Below are 21226 nucleotides of genomic sequence, written 5' to 3' on the forward strand. Positions count from 1 at the left end.
TTAGGTAAGTCAATTACCACAACGCTGCAAAAGCCATTTCCGTGTGATTTAGCCGGTTCCCCAATATCTCCACAAACTTCTGTACAATTTGCGGATCAAATTGTGTACCAGAATACCTTTTTAGCTCAGCTATAGCTTCCCTTTGATTCATAGCCTTTCTATAGGGCCGATCGCTGGTCATTGCGTCATAAGCATCGACAACAGCAAGTATCCTGCACTCAAAGGGGATTTTTTCACCATACAAACCTAAGGGGTAACCTTTACCATTAAACCATTCGTGGTGTTTGAGAATCCAATCGGCTATCGGGATTAAATCAGGCACGGAATTGGCAATGTTATAGCCGATCTCACAATGTTTTTTGATTTCAAGATATTCTTCATTAGTCAGCGAGCTCTGTTTAAAAAGAATTCTATCGGGAACACCAATTTTCCCAAGATCATGAAAGAGAGCGAAAAGGCTCATATCATTAAGCTTATATTCAGGCAGCCCACAGGCTGTGGCTAAGTGAACAACAAGTTCTTGCATGCGTTCTGCGTGTCCTTCAGTCGCGAAATCTCTAACCTCAAGCATCTTAGTTAGTGTCCTGACAATAATATTGCGGGTACTTTGACTATGGCTAAGCTTTTCTCTATACATATTAAGCTCTGCCTCTATAAAGAGTTCATGAGGGCTGGGGTGGTTGTCACTAACAGCGAATCCTATTGATAGACTTAGAGGGAACTCAGAGTTTGCCTCAGTATATTCTTTAATGGATTCCTTTAGCCTATAGCAAGCGTTTTCTACTGTTGGTTTATCTGTATATGGAAGCAACACTACAAATTCATCTCCGTCGATGCGTGCTATCATACCACTTGAGCGGAAGCAGCTTTTTATTAAATTGGCTGCTGAAACCAGCAGAGTATTGCCGGATTCGTAACCCATAGTATCGTTTATGAATTTTAATCCATCTACATCACAAACAATAATGCCCAGTGGCAGATGACGTCCTTCTTCTAATCTGAGCATTTCTTCATTAAAATAAGCGCGGTTATAAAGACCGGTAAGGGAGTCGTGTGAACTGAGGTGTTTTAGTTTTTCCTCCATCTGCTTACGTTCGGTAATATCCCGAATGGTTTCAATAGCGCCTACTTGATTTCCTTTACTATCATAAAGTGGAGCCGCTGTTATCCATATATGAGCTCCTTTACCATTGAATAGTGTGGGTACGAAACTTTCAGCATGTAATACGTGGCCTTTTTTCTCAAAATAAGTAAACTTTGATATGTATTTTGACTCTTTCTCCAACCTGTCGTGAAAAGTGAAATCGACCAGCAAAGGCCTTGACTCTCCGTATATTAAAACAGCGAAAGCATTATCATCCTTACCGAGAATTTCTGCTTTGCTGATTCCCGTGTACTCTTCAATAGCTCTATTCCAAGCGATTATCTTTTTCTCACTGTCAATGACAAAGGTGAGATCGGGAAGAAATTCAATTAATTCAAAAGCGGATTTCCCGATTCTTTCTTCAGGAGTATACCCTGTAATTTTTTTAATCGACGGGCTTATGTACCCGGATATTCCATTTTTATCTATCTTAACAATTGCGTCAAGTGAATTTTCAATCAGAAGACGTAACTGAGCTTCACTGGCTTTGAGCGCATCTTCCACCCGTTTCCGCTCGATAATCTCCTGCTGAAGCAGTTCATTGAATTTGACCAGTTCCATAGTGCGTTCTTTTACCACCTCTTCGAGGCAGCTACGGTATTTTTCTACCTCTTCTTCCGCTCTTTTACGCTTAGTGATATCACGAATTGATTCAATAGCGCCGGCCAAATTTCCCTCACTATCAAAAAGTGGTGATGCTGTTATCCACAGGAAGGCTTTCTCACCACTAAAAGGCAGCGGAATAAAGGTCTCAGCATATAATGTCGTTCCCTTTCTTTCAACATATTCATATTTTTGTTCAGTCTCCTCGTCATTGGAAAAGACAAGATCGATTAAAACTGGCCTTTGTTTACCGTAAAAGGGAACAGCGTAAGCATATTCATCTTTGCCGATAATCGCTTCTTTTTTTACTCCGGTCATTTTTTCTATAGCTTTATTCCAGTGTATTACCTTCTTTTCACGATCAATAACAAAGGTAGCGTCGGGGAGAAATTCAATAATATCCAGAAGTTGCTTATTGTTATTGTGTTGCTTTTCTGCGAATGATTCTCTTGCGATACGGTTATTTAATATTTTAAATTCAGTAACTTGTTTACGATTTTCAACCAACTTATTGAGTAGCTGTTTTTTAGTTTTAATAATGTCTTTCAGTTTTTTCACCCCTTTTTGACAAAATTCGATAAATCCCTAAGAAAGTACAATATCCAGTCGATTATAAAAATCTAACTGGACTATAAAAAAATAATTTAAATATTTACAATTAACTAAATAATACGACACAATAAATAAATTTCCTCTAAATAATTATTAAAAAAAGGACTTGGAGGGCTTGTCAGTGTCAAAAAAGGGGCAAAAAGCACATAATAAAAGCGAGGAAATGCTGTATTCAGCTTATTCGTTTCCGGTACGGCACAGGTATATACTGGACGGAAGGCCTTCTTTGAGGCGGCTGCGGGTATAGTTCCATTAATTCATAAATTTCTTTTGTTATGCCTAATGAAACAGGTAACCCCATATCTCTTAATATTTCATAAGTTATTGGATAGTCGTGTGTCCAACGCCCATCCGTTAAAATTTTCGAAAGCTGCCGCGCTTTTTCCTGGCTGTCAAATTTGTCCGCGAGAATATTGTAGATGCTTTCCCTAACCTGATTTATAGCCTTTGCCGCAATATCGGCCAACATTAAGGTTTCGTCATCAACTTTTTCAAGCGGTTTATTTTTAAGAACATTGATTATTGATGCTGCCGGATAACCACCTATTTGAGGATCTATAGGTCCTAATACAGCGTTTTCATCTATAACAATTTCATCAGCCGAGGTTGCTATAAACGCCCCTCCTGACATGGCATAATGCGGCACGAAAACAGTCACCCTCGCTGGATGATTCCTTATCGCATGCGCGATTTGTTCGGCTGCAAGCACTAATCCTCCGGGAGTATGAAGAATTATGTCTATGGGCATTTCGTCGGGGGTAAGTCTGATCGCTCTTAAAATTTGCTCTGAGTCTTCTATATTAATATATTTTGAAATTGGCAATCCTAGTAAACTTATGGATTCCTGACGGTGTATTAATGCGATTACTCTTGTACCCCTTTTTAATTCAATCTCCCTTATTTTCTTGAGTCGAGCGCTTTGTGTTTTTCTTTGCTTGAAAAGCGGCAGAAAACTGATAATAATAAGAAGAAACCAAAAAACGCTGGAAAAATCAAAAGTCATAACCGGATTCATCTCCCGTTGCCCCCGAATAAAGCGGGGTAAATAAAATAATATGCTTAACTCTAATGTTCTCCATCAAGCCCCAAAATAAACCCGGCGCGTCAGGAAGGTTGTGCCGCCTCAATAACAGGTTGAATAGAAGTAATAATAAACCTGAAATATTATATGTGTTAACTGAATGTATTGCTATTTTCTCGGCTTCTTCGGTGAAGGCGCCGCGGCATTTCCGGGCCTCAATTTCGGCGGTTACGACGGTTTTAACCGGCTCGGCGGAAATTTCCCTACCGCGGCGCTCTGAGGCCACACGGCGGCGCACAACGCCACACAGGCGATAACGGCTATTCCGGTGATAATTTGCTTCTTCATCTGGCCATCTCCCTTCAGCAACAGAACATACCACACTCCGGCGAATATAGCTACCGTCATGCCGAACAAATTTCCTGAATTTGAAATTTTCTTAAACAGGAAGTATAATGAGAAAAAAAGTATAAGAGGGATCGGAATGGATTACATCAGCGTAAGGGAAGCCGCGGATAAATGGGGTATCACAAGCCGGATGGTCAATTACCATTGCGCAGCCGGACGAATCGAAGGCGCGCAGAAAATAGGCAATATGTGGGTCGTACCGAAAAACGCTCCCAAGCCCGACGACGGAAGAAAACGTCCGAAAAAATGATTCCTGTCCGATGTGAGGTGAGCGGCAAGCATGCGTCCGGAAACCGTCGAATTTCATAACGGCCTGCCGGTCCGGGCTTTTGTCCGGGGCGGCAACCAAACCCCCTACCACTGGCACGACGCGCTGGAGATCGTGCAGGTACTGAAGGGCCCGGTTAACATCGGTATGGGCGACGACGAGATGCCGCTGAAGGCAGGCGATATCGCCATTACGAACATGGGCGAGATCCACCGCATGACCGGCGACGCAGACAACGAAATCCTGTTCGTCCACATCGACGCCGGCTTCTGCCGCAGCGTCCTGCCGGACCGATACCTGTTCCTCTACTGCTGCTCCACCTATCACGAAGCCCAAGCGCCGGAAAAGTACGGCGTGCTCAAAGACTACCTCGCCCGGCTGGTCGCTCTGCTGGTCGCAGACCAGCGCAGCGCGGATCACAGCGCGGTGAAGAAGCTCCTGAAGGAAATGCTGGTCTATACCGTGTACAACTTCGATTTTTTACGCTGGGGCTTCGGCACCGAGCCTTTTGACGAAAAGCGCGTGGCAAGGCTCCGGCAGATGGCGCAGCATACGACCGGCGGCGCGGAGGTGCAAAAGGGCCTGACGGCGCTTGCCGCGGAGCTGGGCGTCAGCCTCCAGCATCTCTCCGCCGACATCAAGGAAAAATTCGGCATGTCCTTTCAGGAGCTGCTGTGCTACGGCCGGTGCGAGCGCGCGGCAAGGCTGCTGCTCGGCACCGATAGGCGCATCGTGGAGATCGCGGAGGAATGCGGCTTTTCCGACGCCAAATACCTCATCAAGTATTTCCGGCGCTTCTTCCACGCCACGCCCTCGGACTTCCGCAAGGCCCACCGGGCGGACAGCGCGGCCCTGGCCCGGCAAACGCGATACAGGGACATGCCCCTCGGCCATGCCGGCCGCCGCCTGGCGGCGGCCGGCGCCGGAGATCACACAGAATAACCGGATGTCAATATCGTTAAATTTAGCTAAAAGAGGAGCTGTCGCACTTTGAACTCTATTGTTCGTTGTGCAACAGCTCCTCTTTCTTTTTTCCCCGGAGCTTAAAAGTGTCAATGCGCCGCCTTTCCAAATGCAATAGAGTTATGGCAACGAGGAAAGGAAGGCGATGATGGATGTACCCCGAAATCATTGAATTTTCAGGGCGGATACCGCTGAAAGCCACGGTGCGGCAGGTCGACGAATACCCCTACCACTGGCACAATGCTGTGGAGGTCATCCTGGCGCTGGAGGGCAAGGCGGAGATCACCCTGTGCGGCGAAACCTACCTGCTGAAAGAGAACGGGGTCGCCGTCGTCAACGTGGACGAGCCGCACCGCATCAAAAGGAACGGCGGCGCAAACCGGCTGCTGTTCATGCAGATAGACCCCGCCTTCTGCCGCCGCGTCGATCCGGACTTTGACTACGTGCTTTTTCAGTGCTGTTCCCCCTGCCACGAGGCCGGAGCGCCGGAAAAATACCGCTGTTTGAAAGAGCACATCGCCCGGCTGGTGCGGCTCCTCCCGGACGGTGAAGCGGGCCCATGCCAGGAAGCCTCCGTAAAAGCCTGTCTGGAGGAACTGCTGGCCTATATGACCGACAGCTTCGACTACCTGCGCTACGGCGCGGGGACCCGGCGGATCGGCGACCGGCAGGTGCGCCGGTACAGGCAGATTTATAAGTATATCCGGCAGCAGCCGGTGGTCAGGAATTCTCTCGCGGAGCTGGCGAAGGCCGCGGGGATTACCCAGCAGCACATGTCCAACGATATCCGGAAGAAATACGGGTATTCCCTGCGGCAGCTAATCTGCAGCGGCTACTGCATGCAGGCGGCCCGGCTGCTTTTGAGCACAGACGCGATGATCTATGAAATCTCCGCCGAATGCGGGTTCTCCGATCCCAAATATCTCATCAAGAGCTTCAAACAGTTTTATCACTGCACGCCCTCCGAATTCCGCATGAGGCACAAGACCGGAGCCGAAGGACTGGAAGCGCAGACGCGGTTTGAGGATTTTCCTCTGTCCTCCGCAAAAAAATTTTTAGTTTTATCCCAAAACCTTAAAAGTGTCAATGCCTCATTTGGAAAAACCATCTAAAATGGGATTTGTCATAGGATACTACGACCCTGCGGTTAAAGCCAGGGTCGCAAAATTTCATAGATAGGAGGACGAGAACAGTGAAAAGCTTGTTCCGGATAATAACGGCCCTGCTCATGACGCTCTGCATGATCGCCGGCATGACGGGCCTCCCCGCGACAGCTTGCGCGGCAGGGCTTGACGACGCGGCCATCGTCGCGGCCGACAAAGAGGCTCTGGCGATTGGCTTTGCGGTGGGTGACAGCGTGTACGGCGTGAAGGACGACCTGACGCTGCCCCTGTCCGGCGCTTCGGGCAGCACCGTCACATGGTTGTCGGACACCCCGGCGGTAATCGCCCATGACGGTACGGTCACGAGAGCGGCCGCCGGCGGGTCGGACGCGGAAGTCACCCTGACCGCCACCATTACCTACGGCGAGGCCGGGGATACCAAGGCATTCACGGTGACGGTGCTCAAAGAAGAGGGTGGGCTGCAGATGCTGATGGAGCCGATGGACGGTGTGATCTGGCAGGGCAGCGGCACGGAAATAGACCCCTATCAGGTAGCATCGGCGGATCACCTTGACGCGGCGCGGGATAATTTAAGCGCCTACTATGTCCAGACGGCAGACATCGACCTTGCCCTCGCGGGCTACGACAACTGGACGCCCTTTGGGACCTACGCGGCGCCCTTTACCGCGCACTATGACGGCGGCGGGTATGTCATCAGCGGGCTTACCGTTACCGGCTGCAACAACAACGCCAGCCTTTTCGGCTTTGTCAGCGGCAATGCCGTCATTGAAAATGTGCGCATCCAAGACGCCGCTGTGACAGGCAATCTCAACGTCGGCATCCTGGCCGGCATCATCGCCGACGGGGGCGGCGCGACCGGGGGCGCAACCATCCAAAACTGCTCCACCAGCGGTACGGTTTCCGGCAGCGCCCGGGTAGGCGGCTTGATCGGCGCGGTCCAGCACGGCAGCGCGGTGGTCAAGGAAAGCTTTTCCACCGCCGCGGTATCGGCCGATCCGGCAAATTCCAGCCAACGCGGCACGGCGGGGGGCCTGGCGGGCTTTGTCCTGTCAGGGCTGGTGCAGGACTGCTACGCCTCCGGCCGGGTAACGGCGGGCCGGTATACAGGCGGCTTCGCCGGGGAAATGCAGGGCGGCACGGCAAGATACTGCTATGCCAACGTCCCGGCAGCGGGTACGTATCCCGGAGGATTTTTGGGTTACAGGCAAGGGTCTCCCACGGTCGCCGACTGCTTTTATGACTCAGATGCCGCGGGCACGACCAGTTCCGCCGCCGGGACGGCGAAAATCACAGCGGAGATGAGGCGGCAGGCGACCTTTACCAACTGGAATTTTGACAGCGTCTGGAGCATCAATGAAGACGTCTTCTACCCCACCCTGCGTTATTATGATTATGTGTGGACGCCCGATGACCGGATTGCCGCGGATTTAAGCGCCATAACCTGGGACCTGATCAGGGGAGAGAATATCAGGCCGGAAGCTGTTACCGGGGATTTGAACCTTCCTCTTACCGGAGGCATGGAGTCGGCGATTGCGTGGGGCGCGGAACCCGCAGGGATTGTTAACGCAGAAACCGGAACGGTGGCAAGACCGGCTGATACCGATGCAACCATTGTCCTTACCGCCACGGTCAGCTATGCGGGGGGAACGCCCCGGACCAAGACGTTTACCCTGGTGGTCGTAAGAAGCTCCTTCAACTGGGAGGGCGACGGCAGCGCGGAGCATCCCTACGAGGTATCGTCGGCGGATCACCTGGATGATCTGCGCAACATAATGGGCAGCGGCGTGCATTTCATCCAGACGGCGAATATCGACCTGTCGGGCTATGCCAGCTGGACGCCCATCGGAACCAGCGCCACCCCCTTCACCGGCATCTATGACGGCAAGGGGTATACCATCGAGAACCTTGCTATAGACAGAGAAAATGAGGACTTTATTGGGCTGTTCGGCAAAATCAGCGGCGGAACCGTGGATGATCTGCATATAACGGGCGCTGTCGTAAAAGGGAAAAGATATGTGGGAATCCTCGCCGGACGGATTGAAAATAGCGGAAAAGTAACACTCTGCTCCGCGGCGGGAAGCGTGACGGCAGCTACGTCGGGAGAAGCGTCTATAGGAGGTCTAGTAGGAGAGATAACTTCAGGCTGTGAAATAACCAAATCCTATTCCTCAGGAACGGTAGCAGCTTCCGACGGCTACCGTGTGGGTGGATTAGTAGGAAATTCCGAGGGTACGATCAAAGAGTGTTTCAGCAGCAGTGCGGTAAATGGCCGCCAGTGGGTCGGAGGATTGGTAGGCTCTAACTGGGAAGGGTACATCGGAAACAGCTATGCCACGGGCGATGTACACGGCTACGAGCAACCCGGCGGTCTTGCAGGCGTTCACGGTTCTGTTGCCCAGAATACGGTTATGAACAGTTATTCTACCGGAGAGGTAACAGGGACAAATAATGTCGGAGGATTGTTTGGAACTATTTACAATGGAGCGATTATAAATTGCTATTACGACAAAGATTCTTCCGGAAGAAGCGATACCGGCAAGGGTACGCCGAAAGAGACCGGCGACATGAAAAAGCTGGAGACTTTTACCGGGTGGGACTTTGGAACCATATGGAAAATCGGCGAGGGCATATCCTATCCTACCCTGCAATGGCAGGGGCCATGGACGGACGATGAAATCATCAGCACGGACCTGGCCGCTCTGAAATGGGACGATATCAGGGGAGAGAATATCGGGATGAATTTTATGACCGGAAATCTTGCGCAGTTTCCCGTCACCGGCTTAAAAGGCGCTGCAATTACCTGGAGCGCCGTCCCAACGGGATATATCGATACCGTAACCGGAGCGCTCATAGAAAGGGAGCAAACCGAGGATGTAACCGTCACCCTGACCGCCGAGGCAAGCTATGGGGCAGGCGCGGCTCGGACAAGAGCATTTGTCCTGACCGTTAAAATGCTTGAACTGGAACGTTATGCCGTTGTCTATGACGCCAATGGCGGCACGGGAACGCCGCCAACGGAGAGTGACAGGGCTGAAAACGAACTCTTCCAGGCGGCTGCAGCGGACAATCTGCAGCCGCCGGAGGCAATGCGGTTCAAGGAGTGGAACACGGCGGCAAACGGTACAGGCGCAGGTTATGGAGCGGGAGCCACGGTGACCATGCCCGGCAATGCCTTGACCCTGTATGCGATATGGGAGATTTACTGGATCGGAAACGGCAGTTCCCAAAGCCCCTTTCAGGTGCCTTCAGCCGCCCATCTGGACGCGGTTCGGCATAATATGGGCGCGCACTACATCCTGACGGCGGATATCGACCTGCCGGCGGCGGGCTATACCAATTGGGAGCCGATTGGAGCAAATAATAGTATGTTCACCGGGGTTTTTAACGGTAACGGCAAGAGCATCACCGGGCTGACCATCGACCGGAGCGGGACTGATTATCAGGGGCTGTTTGGAGCCATCGGCTCAGGCGGCCTGGTGAAAAACCTCGGTGTGGCGGATGTAAGCGTCACCGGCAATAGGTACGTCGGCGGCGTGACGGGACGAATTTCCGGCGGCAAGGTGGAAAGCTGCTATGTCAGCGGCAGTGTCAGGGGCAATGGCTCTGTCGGCGGTATCGTAGGGCGTTTTTCTACCGGCGAAGTGAGAAACTGCTATAGCGAGAGCGATGTCAGCGGCAGCGGCAGCAATATCGGCGGTGTGGCGGGAGAAATCCAAAATGGACAGATGTTCCTCTGCTACGCCACCGGCAATGTGAGCGGCAATAGCTTTGCCGGCGGCGTGGCGGGACGCATGCTCAACGAGGGGATCGTGATGCTATGCGCGGCGCTGAACCCCCGCGTGACAGCAGCCGGCAACGGAGGGAGCCGGGTGATAAATGTGCCCGGCACCCGGACGGACGACAACTACGCCTTTAATGGCATGACGGTAACAGCGAACGGCGCGGCTAAGGCAATTAAGGCCGGCGTAAGGTTAGCGGACGGCGAGAATCTGTCCTTCGATTCCCTGTTCAGCGAAAGCTTCTGGAACGGCACGCTCTTTTTTAACACGAGCACGATCTGGCTCATCGAGGACTACAAGCTGCCCGTCTTGCGAAACATTGCGGGGCAAGACGGCGCACCGCCGCACCTGATTAAGCTGTTCGTGGACGCGGCGAAAAATGCGGCGGAGGGCGCAGCCTACAGCGACATGGCCCAGGCGGCGGCGACCGGTGAGGCTGCTATCACGAACGCGCTGCAATCCGAGGCCGAAGCGGCGGTCAACAACAGCAGCGTAACAGTTACCGTCAACAAGGTCAGCTACACGCCGCCGGTTGCCGGCGACTCCGCAAGTCCTGACGGCACCAACGGCAGCTTTGTCTTTACCGTCACCGTGGCAAGGGATTCGCAGGACCAGACCACCACGCAAAAATCCATCACCATTACGGCGACGCCTTATACAGGCGTCACGGATGTTCAGGCGGTAGCCGCGGCCAAGGCGGCCCTGACCGACGGCTCCGTCAATGTAGCCTTCGGCGCGTCGCAGAGTGACAAAACGGAGGCGGTGCAAAGCTATGTTAACGGCTTACTAAGCGCTGTACCCAACGCCGCAGGGGTAACGGCGAACGTCACCTACAACGGCGCCACCGGCCGGTATGAGGTTGCGCTCTCCAAGGGCAGCGCAACCGGCAGCACGAGCCTTACTATGAGCGTAAACGAAGCACCCGACCCGGACATAGCAATCGTGGGTAACGCTAAAACAGCGGCGGAAAACGCAGCCTACAGCGATATGACCCAAGCGGCGGCCAGCAGTGAGAATGCAATCAAAACGGCGCTAAGAAATACTGCTGTAACAGCGGTGAATAGCGGCAGCGTTGACGTCGCCGTCAACACGGTCAGTTACCTGGTGCCGGTGGCAGGCACCTCCGCGAATCCGAGCGGCACAAACGGCAGTTACACCTTTACCATCACCGTGAGCAAGGGTTGGCACAGCCAAACCACCACGCAGAAAACCATAAGCATTGCCGCGACAGCTTATACTAGCCCCAGCAGACCGGGCAGAGGCAGTTCCGCCCCCTCCGGCATCCTGGTGCCACCGACAGGCAAAGACATTGCCGACAGCGGCGTTTCCATGTCCTTCCCCGCCGGAGCGGTGGAAAGCGATATCCGCGTCCAGGTACGGGAAGCGGCTCTGACTTCCGGGATGCGCCTGCCCGATGATAGCCGGCTGATTAGCAAGGTAGTGGACATCGTGAAGAACCGGTCCGGTAATTTCGCACAACCGGTTACCATCACCATGTCCTTTAATAAATCGCAGGTAGACCCGGAGAAATACGATATCAAGATATGCTGCTTCGATGAGCAGAGCGGAGAGTGGGTGGAACTGGACAACATCAAAGTGGATTTAGATGGATCTACCGTATCCGGCCAAGTCAATCACTTTACCAAATTGGCGGTCATCGCCACCTTGAAAGCCGACGCCAAAGAAGAAAATCAAGCTGCCCGCCGACATTGCCAATCACTGGGCCAAAGACAGCATCGCCAAGCTCATGCAGGCCGGAGTAATCGGCGGCTATCCCGACGGCAGCTTCCAGCCCGAAAAGAGTGTTAGCCGGGCCGAATTCACGGTCATGCTGGTCAAAGCGTTAAAGCTGGAGGCCAAGCAAGGCTCGGTATTCAAAGACACCGCCGCCCACTGGGCCAAGGATAGCATCAACACCGCCGCCGCTCATGGCATCATCAGCGGCTACGACCAGAACAGCTTCGGCCCCGACGACCAAATCACCCGGGAACAAGCCGCGGTCATCACCGCCCGGGCTACCAAACTGCAAGCTGGAGATCAGGCGTTGAGCTTCAGCGACGCCCAACAGATATCCCCCTGGGCCTTGTCCGGCGTAGCCGCCGCAGTAGGCAATTCCTACCTGAGAGGTTATCCCGACAACAGCTTCCGGCCCCAGGGCTACACCAGCCGCGCCGAAGCGGCAGCGATTACCGCCAAATTGCTGTATTAGCGGCGGGTGTAAACGGTCTGCTTACCGGAGATGCCGCAGGGGTAACGGCAACCGTCACCTACAACGGCGGCACCGGCCAATATGACGTCACGCTTGCCAGGGGTAGCGCAACCGGCAGCACGAGCCTTACCATGACGGTGAACGAAGTGGTGACTTACACCGTCACCGTAGTAAACGGCACAGGCGGCGGCAGCTACGCACAGGGTGCGACGGTATCTATTATCGCAAATGCGGCGGCCAGCGGCCAGACCTTTGATAAGTGGACATCAAGCGACAGCGTTACCTTTGCAAATACAAACAGCGCAACCACCACCTTCACAATGCCAGGTAAAAACGTGACCGTCACGGCGACTTATAAAAATACGGGCGGCGGTTCCTCTGGTGGTGGCGGCACTCCGTCAACACCGTCAGCGCCGGAATATAACGCGGACGTGAAAGCGGAAAACGGCACAGAAACAACGCTTCCGGTCACGGTAGACAAGGATGCCGGAACCGCACCGGTAGACGCAGGCTCTCAGAACCTCGCTCAGGACGGAACAGTCATCACGGTACCTTCCATTCCCGATGTTAATACCTATACCGTCGGCATACCGGTTCCTGAGCTGTCAACGACTGATGCTCAAGGTACGCTGACCCTTGATACGGACACGGGCAGCGTCACCGTCCCGTCCAATATGCTGACAGGCACTCAGGGAATCAGCGGAAGCAAGGCGGAAATCTCCATAAGCCGAGCATTGTTATCTGGTACATTGACGGCAGCGGCAAGGCGGTATCAGTACCCAACGGACGCTACGACCCGGCCACGGGAACCGTGACCTTCTTTACCACCCATTTCAGCGAGTATGCGGTAGCGTATAACAAGGTGAGCTTCAACGATGTGGCTCCGAGTGCCTGGTATAACAAAGCCGTGAGCTTCATCGCGGCAAGGGAAATTACAAGCGGCACGGGCAACGGCAATTACAGTCCTGAAGCGAAGCTGACGTGCGGAGAATTCATCGTCATGATGATGAAAGCCTACGGAATCGCGCCGGATGCGAACCCGACCGATAATTTCTCCGACGCAGGCAACACCTACTACACAGGCTATCTGGCGGCGGCCAAACGCCTTGGAATATCCGCAGGGGTAGGCACGCGCCAGGCAAGGAAATCACCCGTCAGGAAATGTTCACTCTGCTGTACAACGCGCTCAAGGTCAGCGGCCAGCTGCCGGAGGGGGACAGCGGAAAAACGCTCGACCAGTTCACCGACGCAGGACAAATTGACTCATGGGCAAAGGATGCCATGACGCTGCTGGTCAAGACCGGCACCGTCGGCGGCAGCGCCGGAAAGCTCACCCCGCTCAGCACGACCACCAGAGCGGAAATGGCACAGGTGCTGTATAATCTGTTGGGGAAATAAATATCTAAATGATTCAATAGGCTGTGAGACTTCAAATCTCGCAGCCTATTTTGCTCTAAGCAAAGAAAAGAAGCCACAAAATCTGTGACTTCTTTCTTTTCCGTATCGGTTTGGGGTATGGTCAATAAGTTTCCCTATTAAACCGTGCCTTTACCGGCGGGTTTTTTTAACCCCGGTGTCCCCATGGCCGGCGAAATTAATACAAATTTAGATTTAAGGTAGATTTTAGGTTCAGCTAAGGTAACCTTTTCTTAGATTTAAGGCTGCGGCTGTTGAAATTAAAAACAAACAGACTCTAAATAAAGGGAGAATGTTGGCGCGAGGATAAAGTTGCAATTTAATTGAAAAAGAATTAAAATTAATAAGTCGTTTTTGAGTTTTTTAATTACTTTTCTTGACTTTTTGAGTTGTAATTGCGTTAAATTCGCCACATATGAAAATTTGATATGAGGAGATGATAACTATGGATAAGCTAGTGACTATCGCGACATATCTTAATGTGTCTGAAGCACATATTGTGAAAGGTCTGTTAGAAAGTGAGGGCATTCAGGTTTTTATTTATGATGAACAAGCAACTATTAATTTTGTTAATTTAATTGGTGGCGTAAGATTGGTTGTTAAACAATCAGATGTCGAAAGAGCGAAAATAATTATCAGTCAGAATTAAATTTTTTCCGTCAGCCGATAAATTGACAGGAAAAATACAACGATTAAAGAATCTTATTTAGATGTTATTTTAGACAATGTTTCTGGTTCTAAAAATATGGCAGGGAGGGTCCTTTTTGTCTAATCAAAAAGCACCGAGAATAACTAACATGTGGTCAAAAACTGTTGATGGGGAAAAAGGCGAGTGGCTTTCCAAAGTAATACTTGAGTCGACGAGGCCATATACTTATGGTGCCAGAAACGCAGGCGACAGGGTTATTTTCGCAGGTAAAGGCGTTGTTTTGAATATGCCGGAAGGAACGACAGAGATAAACGACGGACTATTACGCGCATTGATCGCAAAACAGGATGGTGAAAATGCCGTTTCAGTGGAAATGGTGCTGGAACACCCGGCGGAGTATCGCTTGACTGCTCTTGAAGGTTTTCCCTTCCGGGTGGAAATCAACTTGGAACGCTCTTTTGTCGCCAAGTTATTCGGGGGGAAAAAAATTGTCATAGACCCCGGTCATGGCGGTGAAGACGCCGGCGGGAAAGGACCTGTCAGCCTTCAGGAAAAAAACGTGGTTGTGCCTATTGCCAAGAACCTGGAGAATATCCTGCGCCGGGCAGGCGCGGATGTTGTGCTTACTAGGCATGGTGATGAAAATATTACTAGGGAAAGGAGATTGGATCTGGCCAGAAAGGCAGGCGCCGATTTATATATCGGGGTCCACAACCGCTCTTGTACCGACACTAATGAAGACGGCATTGCCACGCTGTATGCTCCCGCCAATAAACAGAGCGCCGTTTTGGCCCGTTACGTCCAGGAAGGATTGGTTAATAAACTCAAGGCTGCTGACAGGGGGACAGCGGAACAGGCGCAGTTGGCCGCACTCAGTGAAATACCGGCGATAGAGGCGGAAGTGCTGACCATAACCAACTTGGTGGAGGAGGTATTTCTGCGCGGACTGTCGGTGCAAAAAAAGGCGGCGGAAGGGATTTTCAACGGTCTTATAAGATACTTTGCCCGAAACGGCGCAAATTTTAAGGGTGATTTTTGATGATCTCCGGAAGAATTCCGATTAAAACACACATCGTTACAGATAAAGACGATATCGTGGAGGTGGCGAAAAAATACGCCGGTGAGATAACCTCCCCGGGCGATATTATAGCCGTCGCCGAGAGTGTCGTGGCTATTAGTCAGGGACGGGCTATCCTGCCGGAAACGGTGAAGCCGGGTTTGCTCGCCCGCATTTTATGCCACTTTCCAGGTAAAGAAGGTAGTCTGGCCGCGCCGCCGTCCATTCAGGTGGCCATACGGGAGACCGGTTTGCCGCGTTTTCTCCTGGGAGTGGCGGCAGCGGGACTGGGCCGCTTGGTCGGGCGAAGAGGAGATTTTTATCGGGTGGCCGGTCGTCATCTGGCCCAGATTGACGACTTCGCAGGCACTATGTGGCCTTTTGACAGGCATATCGTCCTCGGTCCGAAGGACCCGCAAAAAGTGGTGGACAGGATCAAGCAGGCAACCGGAGCCGAGGCGGTTATTACCGATGTGAATGATTTAGGAAAGGTAGATATCCTGGCTGCCACCGACGGTGTCGCCCGGGAGATGCTGTTCGACTATCTTAAAGACAACCCGCATGGCAATGATGACCAGCAGACACCGATAGTGGTGCTGATATCTGAACAAAACATGAGAAATTTTGCTTAAAACACGGTAATGTCAATAGAAGGATGGGAATGAATGTTGCTGGATCAGAATAGAACACCTCTTTTTGACGCTGTGAAGTATCATGTAAAAAGAAATGCTGTTCCGTTGCAGATACCGGGCCATAAACATGGAAACGGACTCGAAGAATATAAGGAATTTGTCGGCGAGAATGTTTTGAGAATGGACTTGAACCAAACAAGAGGCATCGATATAATCTGGGACCCGGCTTCCGTTATTACGGAAGCTGAAAAACTTCTTGCTGAAACATTTCAAGCAAGTTCCGCTTATTTCCTGATCAACGGCACAACGTCGGGTGTACAGACAATGATTATGAGCACTTGTAAGCCTGGAGACCAGATCATACTGCCTAGAAACGTCCATAAATCGATCTTCAACGCTCTAATACTTAGCGGCGCGAGACCGGTTTATGTACTCCCGGAAATCAGCGGCGAACTGGGCATCGTACTTGGTGTCACGGAAGATAATCTACGCATAGCGGTAGAAGAAAATCCAAGCGCCAAAGCAGTGCTGGCAATTAATCCGTCATATTATGGAGTCGCATCAAACCTCAAGTCAATTGTGGAGACGGCACATCGCGGCGGTATGTCGGTCTTGGTGGACGAAGCCCATGGCACCCACATGCATTTTCACGATCATTTCCCCTTGTCCGCCATGAAGGCCGGGGCCGATATAAGCGCGGTAAGCCTTCATAAGACCGGTGGTTCGATGACTCAGAGTTCGGCGCTTCTTATTAGGAACAGCAATATTGATCCGGTCTATATAAAGCAGGTGCTTAATCTCGCTTATACAACCAGTCCATCTTATATTCTACTGTGCTCCCTGGACGTCGCCAGAAAGCAGCTGGCTATCAGAAGCAGAAAAATACTAGATCAACTCTTGGAGCTGTTGAAGTGGTCCAGGGAAGAGATAAATAAAATTGACGGGCTCTTCGCGCCGGATAAAGTGTTTTTTGAAGAGTCCGGGCAATTTAGTTTCGATGAAACAAAGCTATTGATAAACGTCCGGAAAATCGGGCTTACCGGTTACGAAGTCGAAGAAATGTTGGCTAAAGACTACAACATACTTATTGAGCTTGCCGACATGTACAATATCCTGGCTATCACAGGTTTGGGAGAACGAAAGGAATACCTGGAAGCTTTAATAAACGCCCTGACAGACATAGCCCGGCACACTGAAAGAAGAGAAATCAAAAAAATTGAAGCCGTGCAGTTTAATCCGGAAATTGTCCTGCAGCCGAGAGAGGCGTTTTACAGCCTTAAAAAGCCGGTGCCCCTTGAACAATGCGCCGGGGAAATATCAGGTGAAATGATCATGGTGTATCCGCCGGGAATTCCTCTGGTCAGCATGGGAGAAGTGATAACGCATGAAATTATTGAATACGTAAAGTTGCTTAAGCAGGAGAGATGCACGCTCCAAGGTACTTTCGACCCGTATGTCAATAACGTAATGGTTTTGGACAGATAATGGCAAAGTATTTTGCCTCAACTGCTGACGCATAATTATGTCACCTCCAGGTAAACTAATACAAAAAAGGAGGTGTGTTAATGGATCTTATAAAGTGGGATCCCTTTCATGAACTGACGGGCTTGCAGTCGTCTATCAACAGGCTTTTTGATGAAAACTTTCGTCATCCGCGGATGCTTGCGGGGACACTTGCCCATGGATGGGCCTTCCCGGTGGACATCAAGGACACGCCCGACGCAGTTTTGATTAAGGCGGAAATTCCAGGCGCGAACAAGGAAGATATCCAAGTTACTTTTAACGACAACCTGCTGACTATACGGGGTGAGCGCAGAAAAGAAGAAAAAGAGGAAGGGGCTAATTTTCTCAGGACGGAACGTAGCTACGGCTCTTTTAGCAGGTCTTTCACGATGGATATACCGGTGAAACACGATGAAATGAAGGCGCGCTACCGGGACGGCATCCTGGAAATTGTCCTGCCAAAGGATATGGATGCGAGAAAAGTGGGGAAGAACATCGAGATACAGTAATAAAGCCGTAGAAGAAGCCTTGAATATTAAAAATTAATTTTGTGGGAACCCGGTGCATAAAAACCGGGTTTCCTTCTATAAATTGCCCGGATTAATTTTTAAAGAATAAAATATACGCCACCTATAGTGGGGACGTAAAATTTATTGAAATCATAGCATCTTTTTGATAGTTTTAATATGGCAAGCAATTATTGGATACTGCTAGTTGGCCATTCTGGCAGCGGCATCCTTGAGCATTTGACGAATGGGCAGGCTATAGGGGCATTTTTCTTCGCATTCACCGCACTCTAAGCAAGAATCCGCGTTGACCGGCAGTCCCCGGTAGCGCTCCCTGGCCCAGTTCTGCAAATCATATCTCGTATAATAGCCGTCAAGTAAAAAAATCGTGGCTATGTCGATACCCTGGCTGCAGGGCAAGCAATACTCGCAGCGGCGGCAAAAGGCCGCGCCTAGTTTTTCCTTTTCTTTTTCTAACATTTGTTTCTCAGCGGCTGATAACGGGGCGGGATTACTTCCCGCGGAGGCGTTTTCCTCCACTTGTTTGAGAAAATCCATACCCGGTATTACGGTAGAGACGGGATATTCCAGGATATAACGTAAAGCCGGACCGGCCTTTTTTAAAGCGCCCCCGGCAAGCGGTTTCATAATAATAACGCCCGTGTCCGTTTTCCCAGTGTCGTGCAATAATTCATTTACTCCGGCTGTCTCAATCGCGTTAAAGGGAAACTGCACTGTTTCTATTTCTTTTATTTTAATCGCTTCCATCAAATAGCTCTTAATATGCCCGGTAATACCTATATGTCTTATTAAACCATCCTGTTTTGCTTTTGTTAAAGCGGCAAGAGCGCCGTTCTTGCTGAATACTTGCTTTAACGTCATTTCATCCTTGACATTATGCAGCTGGTAAATGTCAATGAAATCTGTTCTCAATGCCTCCAGGCTTTTTTGAATGTCGGCGGCCATGCCTTCCCCGGTTCTGGACATGGATTTTGTCGCAATTACCGCTTCTTTTCTCCTCTTTATTAAGGCGGCGCCCAATTTTGCCTCACTATCGGTATATCCCCTGGCTGTGTCGAAAAAATTTATTCCGAGATCTAACGCCTTGTTTACGATTATACTGGCATCTTCTTCGGTAACTCGCTGAATCGGTATACCCCCAAAGCCGATAACAGAAACTTTTATTCCTGTTCTGCCGAGTTTTCTGTATCTCACGGAGCTCACCGCGGGAGTATTATAACATTACTGTGAATTATTATTAAGTGTTAAACTGATTGCGTGATTATGGATGTTTGTCTTTTCGTGAAAAGTAAATTATACTGGTTTCTGAAAGATAAAGCGGAGGTGTTTCATGGAACTGGCAAAACGCCTGGCCGCCCTGGCCGCGTATGTGCCGGCGGGCGGCATTGCGGCCGATATCGGGACCGATCATGCCTACCTGCCTATTTTTCTGATTGAGGCGGGCATAAGCGAAAAGGTTATTGCCACCGATTTAAATCCCGGTCCGCTTGAATCCGCGAAGCGGGCGGTTGAAAAGCGCCATCTCGAAGACCATGTGGACCTCCGCCTCGGAGACGGCTTGAAGACGCTGCTGCCGGGCGAGGCTGAAGTTTTGGTCTTGGCCGGTATGGGCGGCAATACCATAAAAGAAATCCTGGCTGCCGGGCCGGGAGTTCTCAAGAGTGTGAACAGGCTGGTTATGCAGCCGATGGCGGATGCCGGCGACTTGAGAATTTGGCTTGCCGGAAACGGTTGGAAAATTATCGGCGAAAAACTAGTTGATGAAGACGGCAGGCTATACCAGATAGTTGTTGCCGAACCCGGCCGGGAATTGTTTGACGATAAATTATGCCTTGAACTGGGGCCTCGCTTAATTGAGGGAAGGGACCCGCTGCTGAATGCTTATCTTGGTAAAATAATCGAACAGTACGAGCGGGCGCTAAGCGGAATGGCATCCGGGAAGAACAATGCCGCGCGGGAAAAGGCCGGGCTGCTGAAGAATAAACTTGAGCGCATCAGGAAGGTGGTGGGAAGATGCCTGTAAGTTGCCGGGACATATTTAGCCTTATTGAAAAACTTGCGCCGATATACCTGGCCGCGGAATGGGACAATCCCGGCCTGCAGGTTGGCGATCCGTTTGCGGAAATCGAACTGGCCATGTTGACTTTGGATATCAATATTGATGTTGTTAAGGAGGCAAAGTTTAAAGGCGCCGGGTTGATTATCAGCCATCACCCTTTGATTTTTAAGCCGCTTAAATCGCTGCGCTTTAACCGGCCCGACGGAAGACTTGTGGAATATACCATAAAAAACAACATTACGGTGTATACCGCCCATACCAACCTGGATATCGCTGACGGTGGAGTCAACACCGCCTTGGCGGAAAAACTGGGGCTGAATGAAACCACGGTTCTGGAACCGGCCGGCCGGGAACAGTATGTCAAGCTTGTAGTGTTTATTCCGGCCGGACATGTGGAAGCTGTGCACCAGGCTATATCCGAAGCCGGAGCGGGATGGATCGGCAAATACAGCCATTGCGCTTTTCAGACCCGCGGCACGGGAATGTTTCAGCCCCTTACCGGCACGAAGCCTTTTATAGGAGAACAGGGCAAGTTGGAATCGGTTGAGGAGGCAAGGCTGGAAACAATTGTTCCAACAACCGGATTAGATGCTGTTATCCAGGCCATGTTAAGGACTCATCCTTACGAAGAAGTGGCCTATGACGTGTATTCGCTGAAAAACCCCGGCCCGGCCTACGGGTTGGGGAGAGTCGGCAGTTTAGCCCGCCAGGTGTCTTTTCGCGAATTCGCGCGGACAGTAAAGGAAGCGCTGGGCTTGCCGGCGGTCAGATTGGGCGGTAAATCCGAAAGCAAGGTCAAGAAAGTCGCTGTTTGCGGGGGAGCGGGAGCCAGGCTTTGGCCTGCGGCCCTCCGCGCCGGCGCGGATACATTTGTCACCGGAGATATCAGCCATCATGAAGCCCGGGATATGCTGTCGGCCGGCCTGAATTTTATCGACGCGGGTCATCATGGCACCGAGCATGTGGTTTTGTCCGCGCTTAAGGAATACCTGGAAGAGCAGTGCCGCATGAGCGGGCTGAAGGTCAAAATGGTTTTATCCGATACGGATACCAACCCTTATACTTGCATGTGAGCCCGGAATTGTCTTGAATAATGCGTTTCTTTGCATATTGTTTGTCCGGATGTTATAATGAACATAGTCGATTAAGTGAGTAAATCAGATGATCGCGGGCGCCGGGCCGAAAGGTGGCGTCTGAGGAAAGTCCGAGCTCCGCAGGGCAGGGTGCTGGGTAATACCCAGTGGGGGCGACC

18 protein-coding genes are annotated in these 21226 nt (G+C 51.1%); 15 read left to right on the forward strand and 3 right to left on the reverse strand.

All coding sequences use genetic code 11. From position 1 onward, the window contains the following. Positions 1 to 13: 13 nt before the first annotated feature. Both A4E54_RS05445 and A4E54_RS05450 read right to left on the reverse strand, forming a co-directional pair. Positions 14 to 2305: a sensor domain-containing diguanylate cyclase/phosphohydrolase gene (locus tag A4E54_RS05445; RefSeq protein ID WP_240082310.1), complete on the reverse strand. Its 2292-nt coding sequence runs from the start codon at positions 2303 to 2305 to the stop codon at positions 14 to 16. A gap of 226 nt (positions 2306 to 2531) precedes the next feature. Then, positions 2532 to 3374, reverse strand: coding sequence for an SDH family Clp fold serine proteinase (locus tag A4E54_RS05450; protein ID WP_240082311.1), 843 nt, complete (start codon positions 3372 to 3374; stop codon positions 2532 to 2534). A 490-nt stretch (positions 3375 to 3864) separates the two neighbouring features. Between A4E54_RS05450 and A4E54_RS05455 the strand changes: the two genes are divergently transcribed. The 13 genes from A4E54_RS05455 to A4E54_RS05515 all read left to right on the forward strand — a co-directional run bounded on the left by A4E54_RS05455 (position 3865) and on the right by A4E54_RS05515 (position 17897). Next, on the forward strand, positions 3865 to 4038 hold the full coding sequence (locus tag A4E54_RS05455; RefSeq protein WP_240082313.1) for a helix-turn-helix domain-containing protein: 174 nt from the start codon (positions 3865 to 3867) through the stop codon (positions 4036 to 4038). Positions 4039 to 4068: 30 nt separating this feature from the next. Continuing rightward, a complete protein-coding gene (locus tag A4E54_RS05460; RefSeq protein WP_240082314.1) occupies positions 4069 to 4998 on the forward strand; it encodes a helix-turn-helix domain-containing protein in 930 nt (309 codons plus the stop codon). A gap of 173 nt (positions 4999 to 5171) precedes the next feature. After that, positions 5172 to 6131 (forward strand): AraC family transcriptional regulator, encoded by a 960-nt coding sequence (locus A4E54_RS05465; protein ID WP_240082315.1) that lies wholly within the window; start codon positions 5172 to 5174, stop codon positions 6129 to 6131. Between the two features lie 80 nt (positions 6132 to 6211). Then, a complete protein-coding gene (locus A4E54_RS05470; protein WP_286724874.1) occupies positions 6212 to 11731 on the forward strand; it encodes an immunoglobulin-like domain-containing protein in 5520 nt (1839 codons plus the stop codon). Continuing rightward, on the forward strand, positions 11670 to 12131 hold the full coding sequence (locus A4E54_RS05475; RefSeq protein ID WP_286724876.1) for an S-layer homology domain-containing protein: 462 nt from the start codon (positions 11670 to 11672) through the stop codon (positions 12129 to 12131). Before A4E54_RS05470 ends, A4E54_RS05475 begins: the two co-directional genes overlap by 62 nt. 131 nt (positions 12132 to 12262) lie before the next feature. Further along, the gene (locus A4E54_RS05480; protein WP_240082317.1) at positions 12263 to 12946 is read left to right on the forward strand and encodes an InlB B-repeat-containing protein; all 684 of its coding nucleotides are present in this window, start codon (positions 12263 to 12265) and stop codon (positions 12944 to 12946) included. A 62-nt stretch (positions 12947 to 13008) separates the two neighbouring features. Beyond that, a complete protein-coding gene (locus A4E54_RS05485) occupies positions 13009 to 13416 on the forward strand; it encodes an S-layer homology domain-containing protein (RefSeq protein WP_286724878.1) in 408 nt (135 codons plus the stop codon). Further along, positions 13413 to 13529: a hypothetical protein gene (locus A4E54_RS05490; protein ID WP_240082319.1), complete on the forward strand. Its 117-nt coding sequence runs from the start codon at positions 13413 to 13415 to the stop codon at positions 13527 to 13529. The genes A4E54_RS05485 and A4E54_RS05490 overlap by 4 nt, the downstream gene beginning before the upstream one ends. Positions 13530 to 13992: 463 nt before the next feature. Beyond that, positions 13993 to 14196: a putative signal transducing protein gene (locus tag A4E54_RS05495; protein ID WP_240082320.1), complete on the forward strand. Its 204-nt coding sequence runs from the start codon at positions 13993 to 13995 to the stop codon at positions 14194 to 14196. 115 nt (positions 14197 to 14311) lie between these two features. Further along, positions 14312 to 15235: an N-acetylmuramoyl-L-alanine amidase family protein gene (locus A4E54_RS05500; RefSeq protein ID WP_240082321.1), complete on the forward strand. Its 924-nt coding sequence runs from the start codon at positions 14312 to 14314 to the stop codon at positions 15233 to 15235. Then, entirely contained in the window at positions 15235 to 15885 is a 651-nt protein-coding gene (locus tag A4E54_RS05505; RefSeq protein ID WP_240082322.1) for a coenzyme F420-0:L-glutamate ligase, read from the forward strand. The genes A4E54_RS05500 and A4E54_RS05505 overlap by 1 nt, the downstream gene beginning before the upstream one ends. 33 nt (positions 15886 to 15918) lie before the next feature. Continuing rightward, the gene (locus A4E54_RS05510) at positions 15919 to 17370 is read left to right on the forward strand and encodes an aminotransferase class I/II-fold pyridoxal phosphate-dependent enzyme (protein WP_240082323.1); all 1452 of its coding nucleotides are present in this window, start codon (positions 15919 to 15921) and stop codon (positions 17368 to 17370) included. 80 nt (positions 17371 to 17450) lie between these two features. Further along, complete coding sequence (locus tag A4E54_RS05515) at positions 17451 to 17897, forward strand: Hsp20/alpha crystallin family protein (protein WP_240082324.1); 447 nt, start codon at positions 17451 to 17453, stop codon at positions 17895 to 17897. Between the two features lie 201 nt (positions 17898 to 18098). Here A4E54_RS05515 and A4E54_RS05520 read toward each other — a convergent pair whose 3' ends face one another. Beyond that, positions 18099 to 19109 carry an aldo/keto reductase gene (locus tag A4E54_RS05520; protein WP_240082325.1) on the reverse strand — a complete coding sequence of 337 codons (1011 nt, stop codon included), beginning with the start codon at positions 19107 to 19109 and terminating at the stop codon, positions 18099 to 18101. A 136-nt stretch (positions 19110 to 19245) separates the two neighbouring features. Here A4E54_RS05520 and A4E54_RS05525 point away from each other — a divergent pair, with 136 nt between their 5' ends. Both A4E54_RS05525 and A4E54_RS05530 read left to right on the forward strand, forming a co-directional pair. After that, positions 19246 to 19938 (forward strand): tRNA (adenine(22)-N(1))-methyltransferase, encoded by a 693-nt coding sequence (locus A4E54_RS05525; RefSeq protein ID WP_240082326.1) that lies wholly within the window; start codon positions 19246 to 19248, stop codon positions 19936 to 19938. Beyond that, positions 19929 to 21047 carry a Nif3-like dinuclear metal center hexameric protein gene (locus A4E54_RS05530; RefSeq protein ID WP_240082327.1) on the forward strand — a complete coding sequence of 373 codons (1119 nt, stop codon included), beginning with the start codon at positions 19929 to 19931 and terminating at the stop codon, positions 21045 to 21047. Before A4E54_RS05525 ends, A4E54_RS05530 begins: the two co-directional genes overlap by 10 nt. Positions 21048 to 21226: the final 179 nt, after the last annotated feature.

The sequence above is a fragment of the Pelotomaculum sp. PtaB.Bin117 genome, from assembly GCF_002067195.1.
In the GTDB taxonomy this organism is placed as follows: domain Bacteria; phylum Bacillota; class Desulfotomaculia; order Desulfotomaculales; family Pelotomaculaceae; genus Pelotomaculum_D; species Pelotomaculum_D terephthalicicum.

Excerpts from the sequence above, each read along its gene's own strand:
- A4E54_RS05450 (WP_240082311.1), bottom strand. The coding sequence starts at position 3,374 with ATGAATCCGGTTATGACTTTTGATTTTTCCAGCGTTTTTTGGTTTCTT.
- A4E54_RS05460 (WP_240082314.1), top strand. The coding sequence starts at position 4,069 with ATGCGTCCGGAAACCGTCGAATTTCATAACGGCCTGCCGGTCCGGGCT.
- A4E54_RS05510 (WP_240082323.1), top strand. The coding sequence starts at position 15,919 with ATGTTGCTGGATCAGAATAGAACACCTCTTTTTGACGCTGTGAAGTAT.
- A4E54_RS05495 (WP_240082320.1), top strand. The coding sequence starts at position 13,993 with ATGGATAAGCTAGTGACTATCGCGACATATCTTAATGTGTCTGAAGCA.
- A4E54_RS05455 (WP_240082313.1), top strand. The coding sequence starts at position 3,865 with ATGGATTACATCAGCGTAAGGGAAGCCGCGGATAAATGGGGTATCACA.
- A4E54_RS05530 (WP_240082327.1), top strand. The coding sequence starts at position 19,929 with ATGCCTGTAAGTTGCCGGGACATATTTAGCCTTATTGAAAAACTTGCG.
- A4E54_RS05480 (WP_240082317.1), top strand. The coding sequence starts at position 12,263 with ATGACGGTGAACGAAGTGGTGACTTACACCGTCACCGTAGTAAACGGC.
- A4E54_RS05525 (WP_240082326.1), top strand. The coding sequence starts at position 19,246 with ATGGAACTGGCAAAACGCCTGGCCGCCCTGGCCGCGTATGTGCCGGCG.
- A4E54_RS05515 (WP_240082324.1), top strand. The coding sequence starts at position 17,451 with ATGGATCTTATAAAGTGGGATCCCTTTCATGAACTGACGGGCTTGCAG.
- A4E54_RS05465 (WP_240082315.1), top strand. The coding sequence starts at position 5,172 with ATGTACCCCGAAATCATTGAATTTTCAGGGCGGATACCGCTGAAAGCC.
- A4E54_RS05490 (WP_240082319.1), top strand. The coding sequence starts at position 13,413 with ATGACGCTGCTGGTCAAGACCGGCACCGTCGGCGGCAGCGCCGGAAAG.
- A4E54_RS05505 (WP_240082322.1), top strand. The coding sequence starts at position 15,235 with ATGATCTCCGGAAGAATTCCGATTAAAACACACATCGTTACAGATAAA.
- A4E54_RS05475 (WP_286724876.1), top strand. The coding sequence starts at position 11,670 with ATGCAGGCCGGAGTAATCGGCGGCTATCCCGACGGCAGCTTCCAGCCC.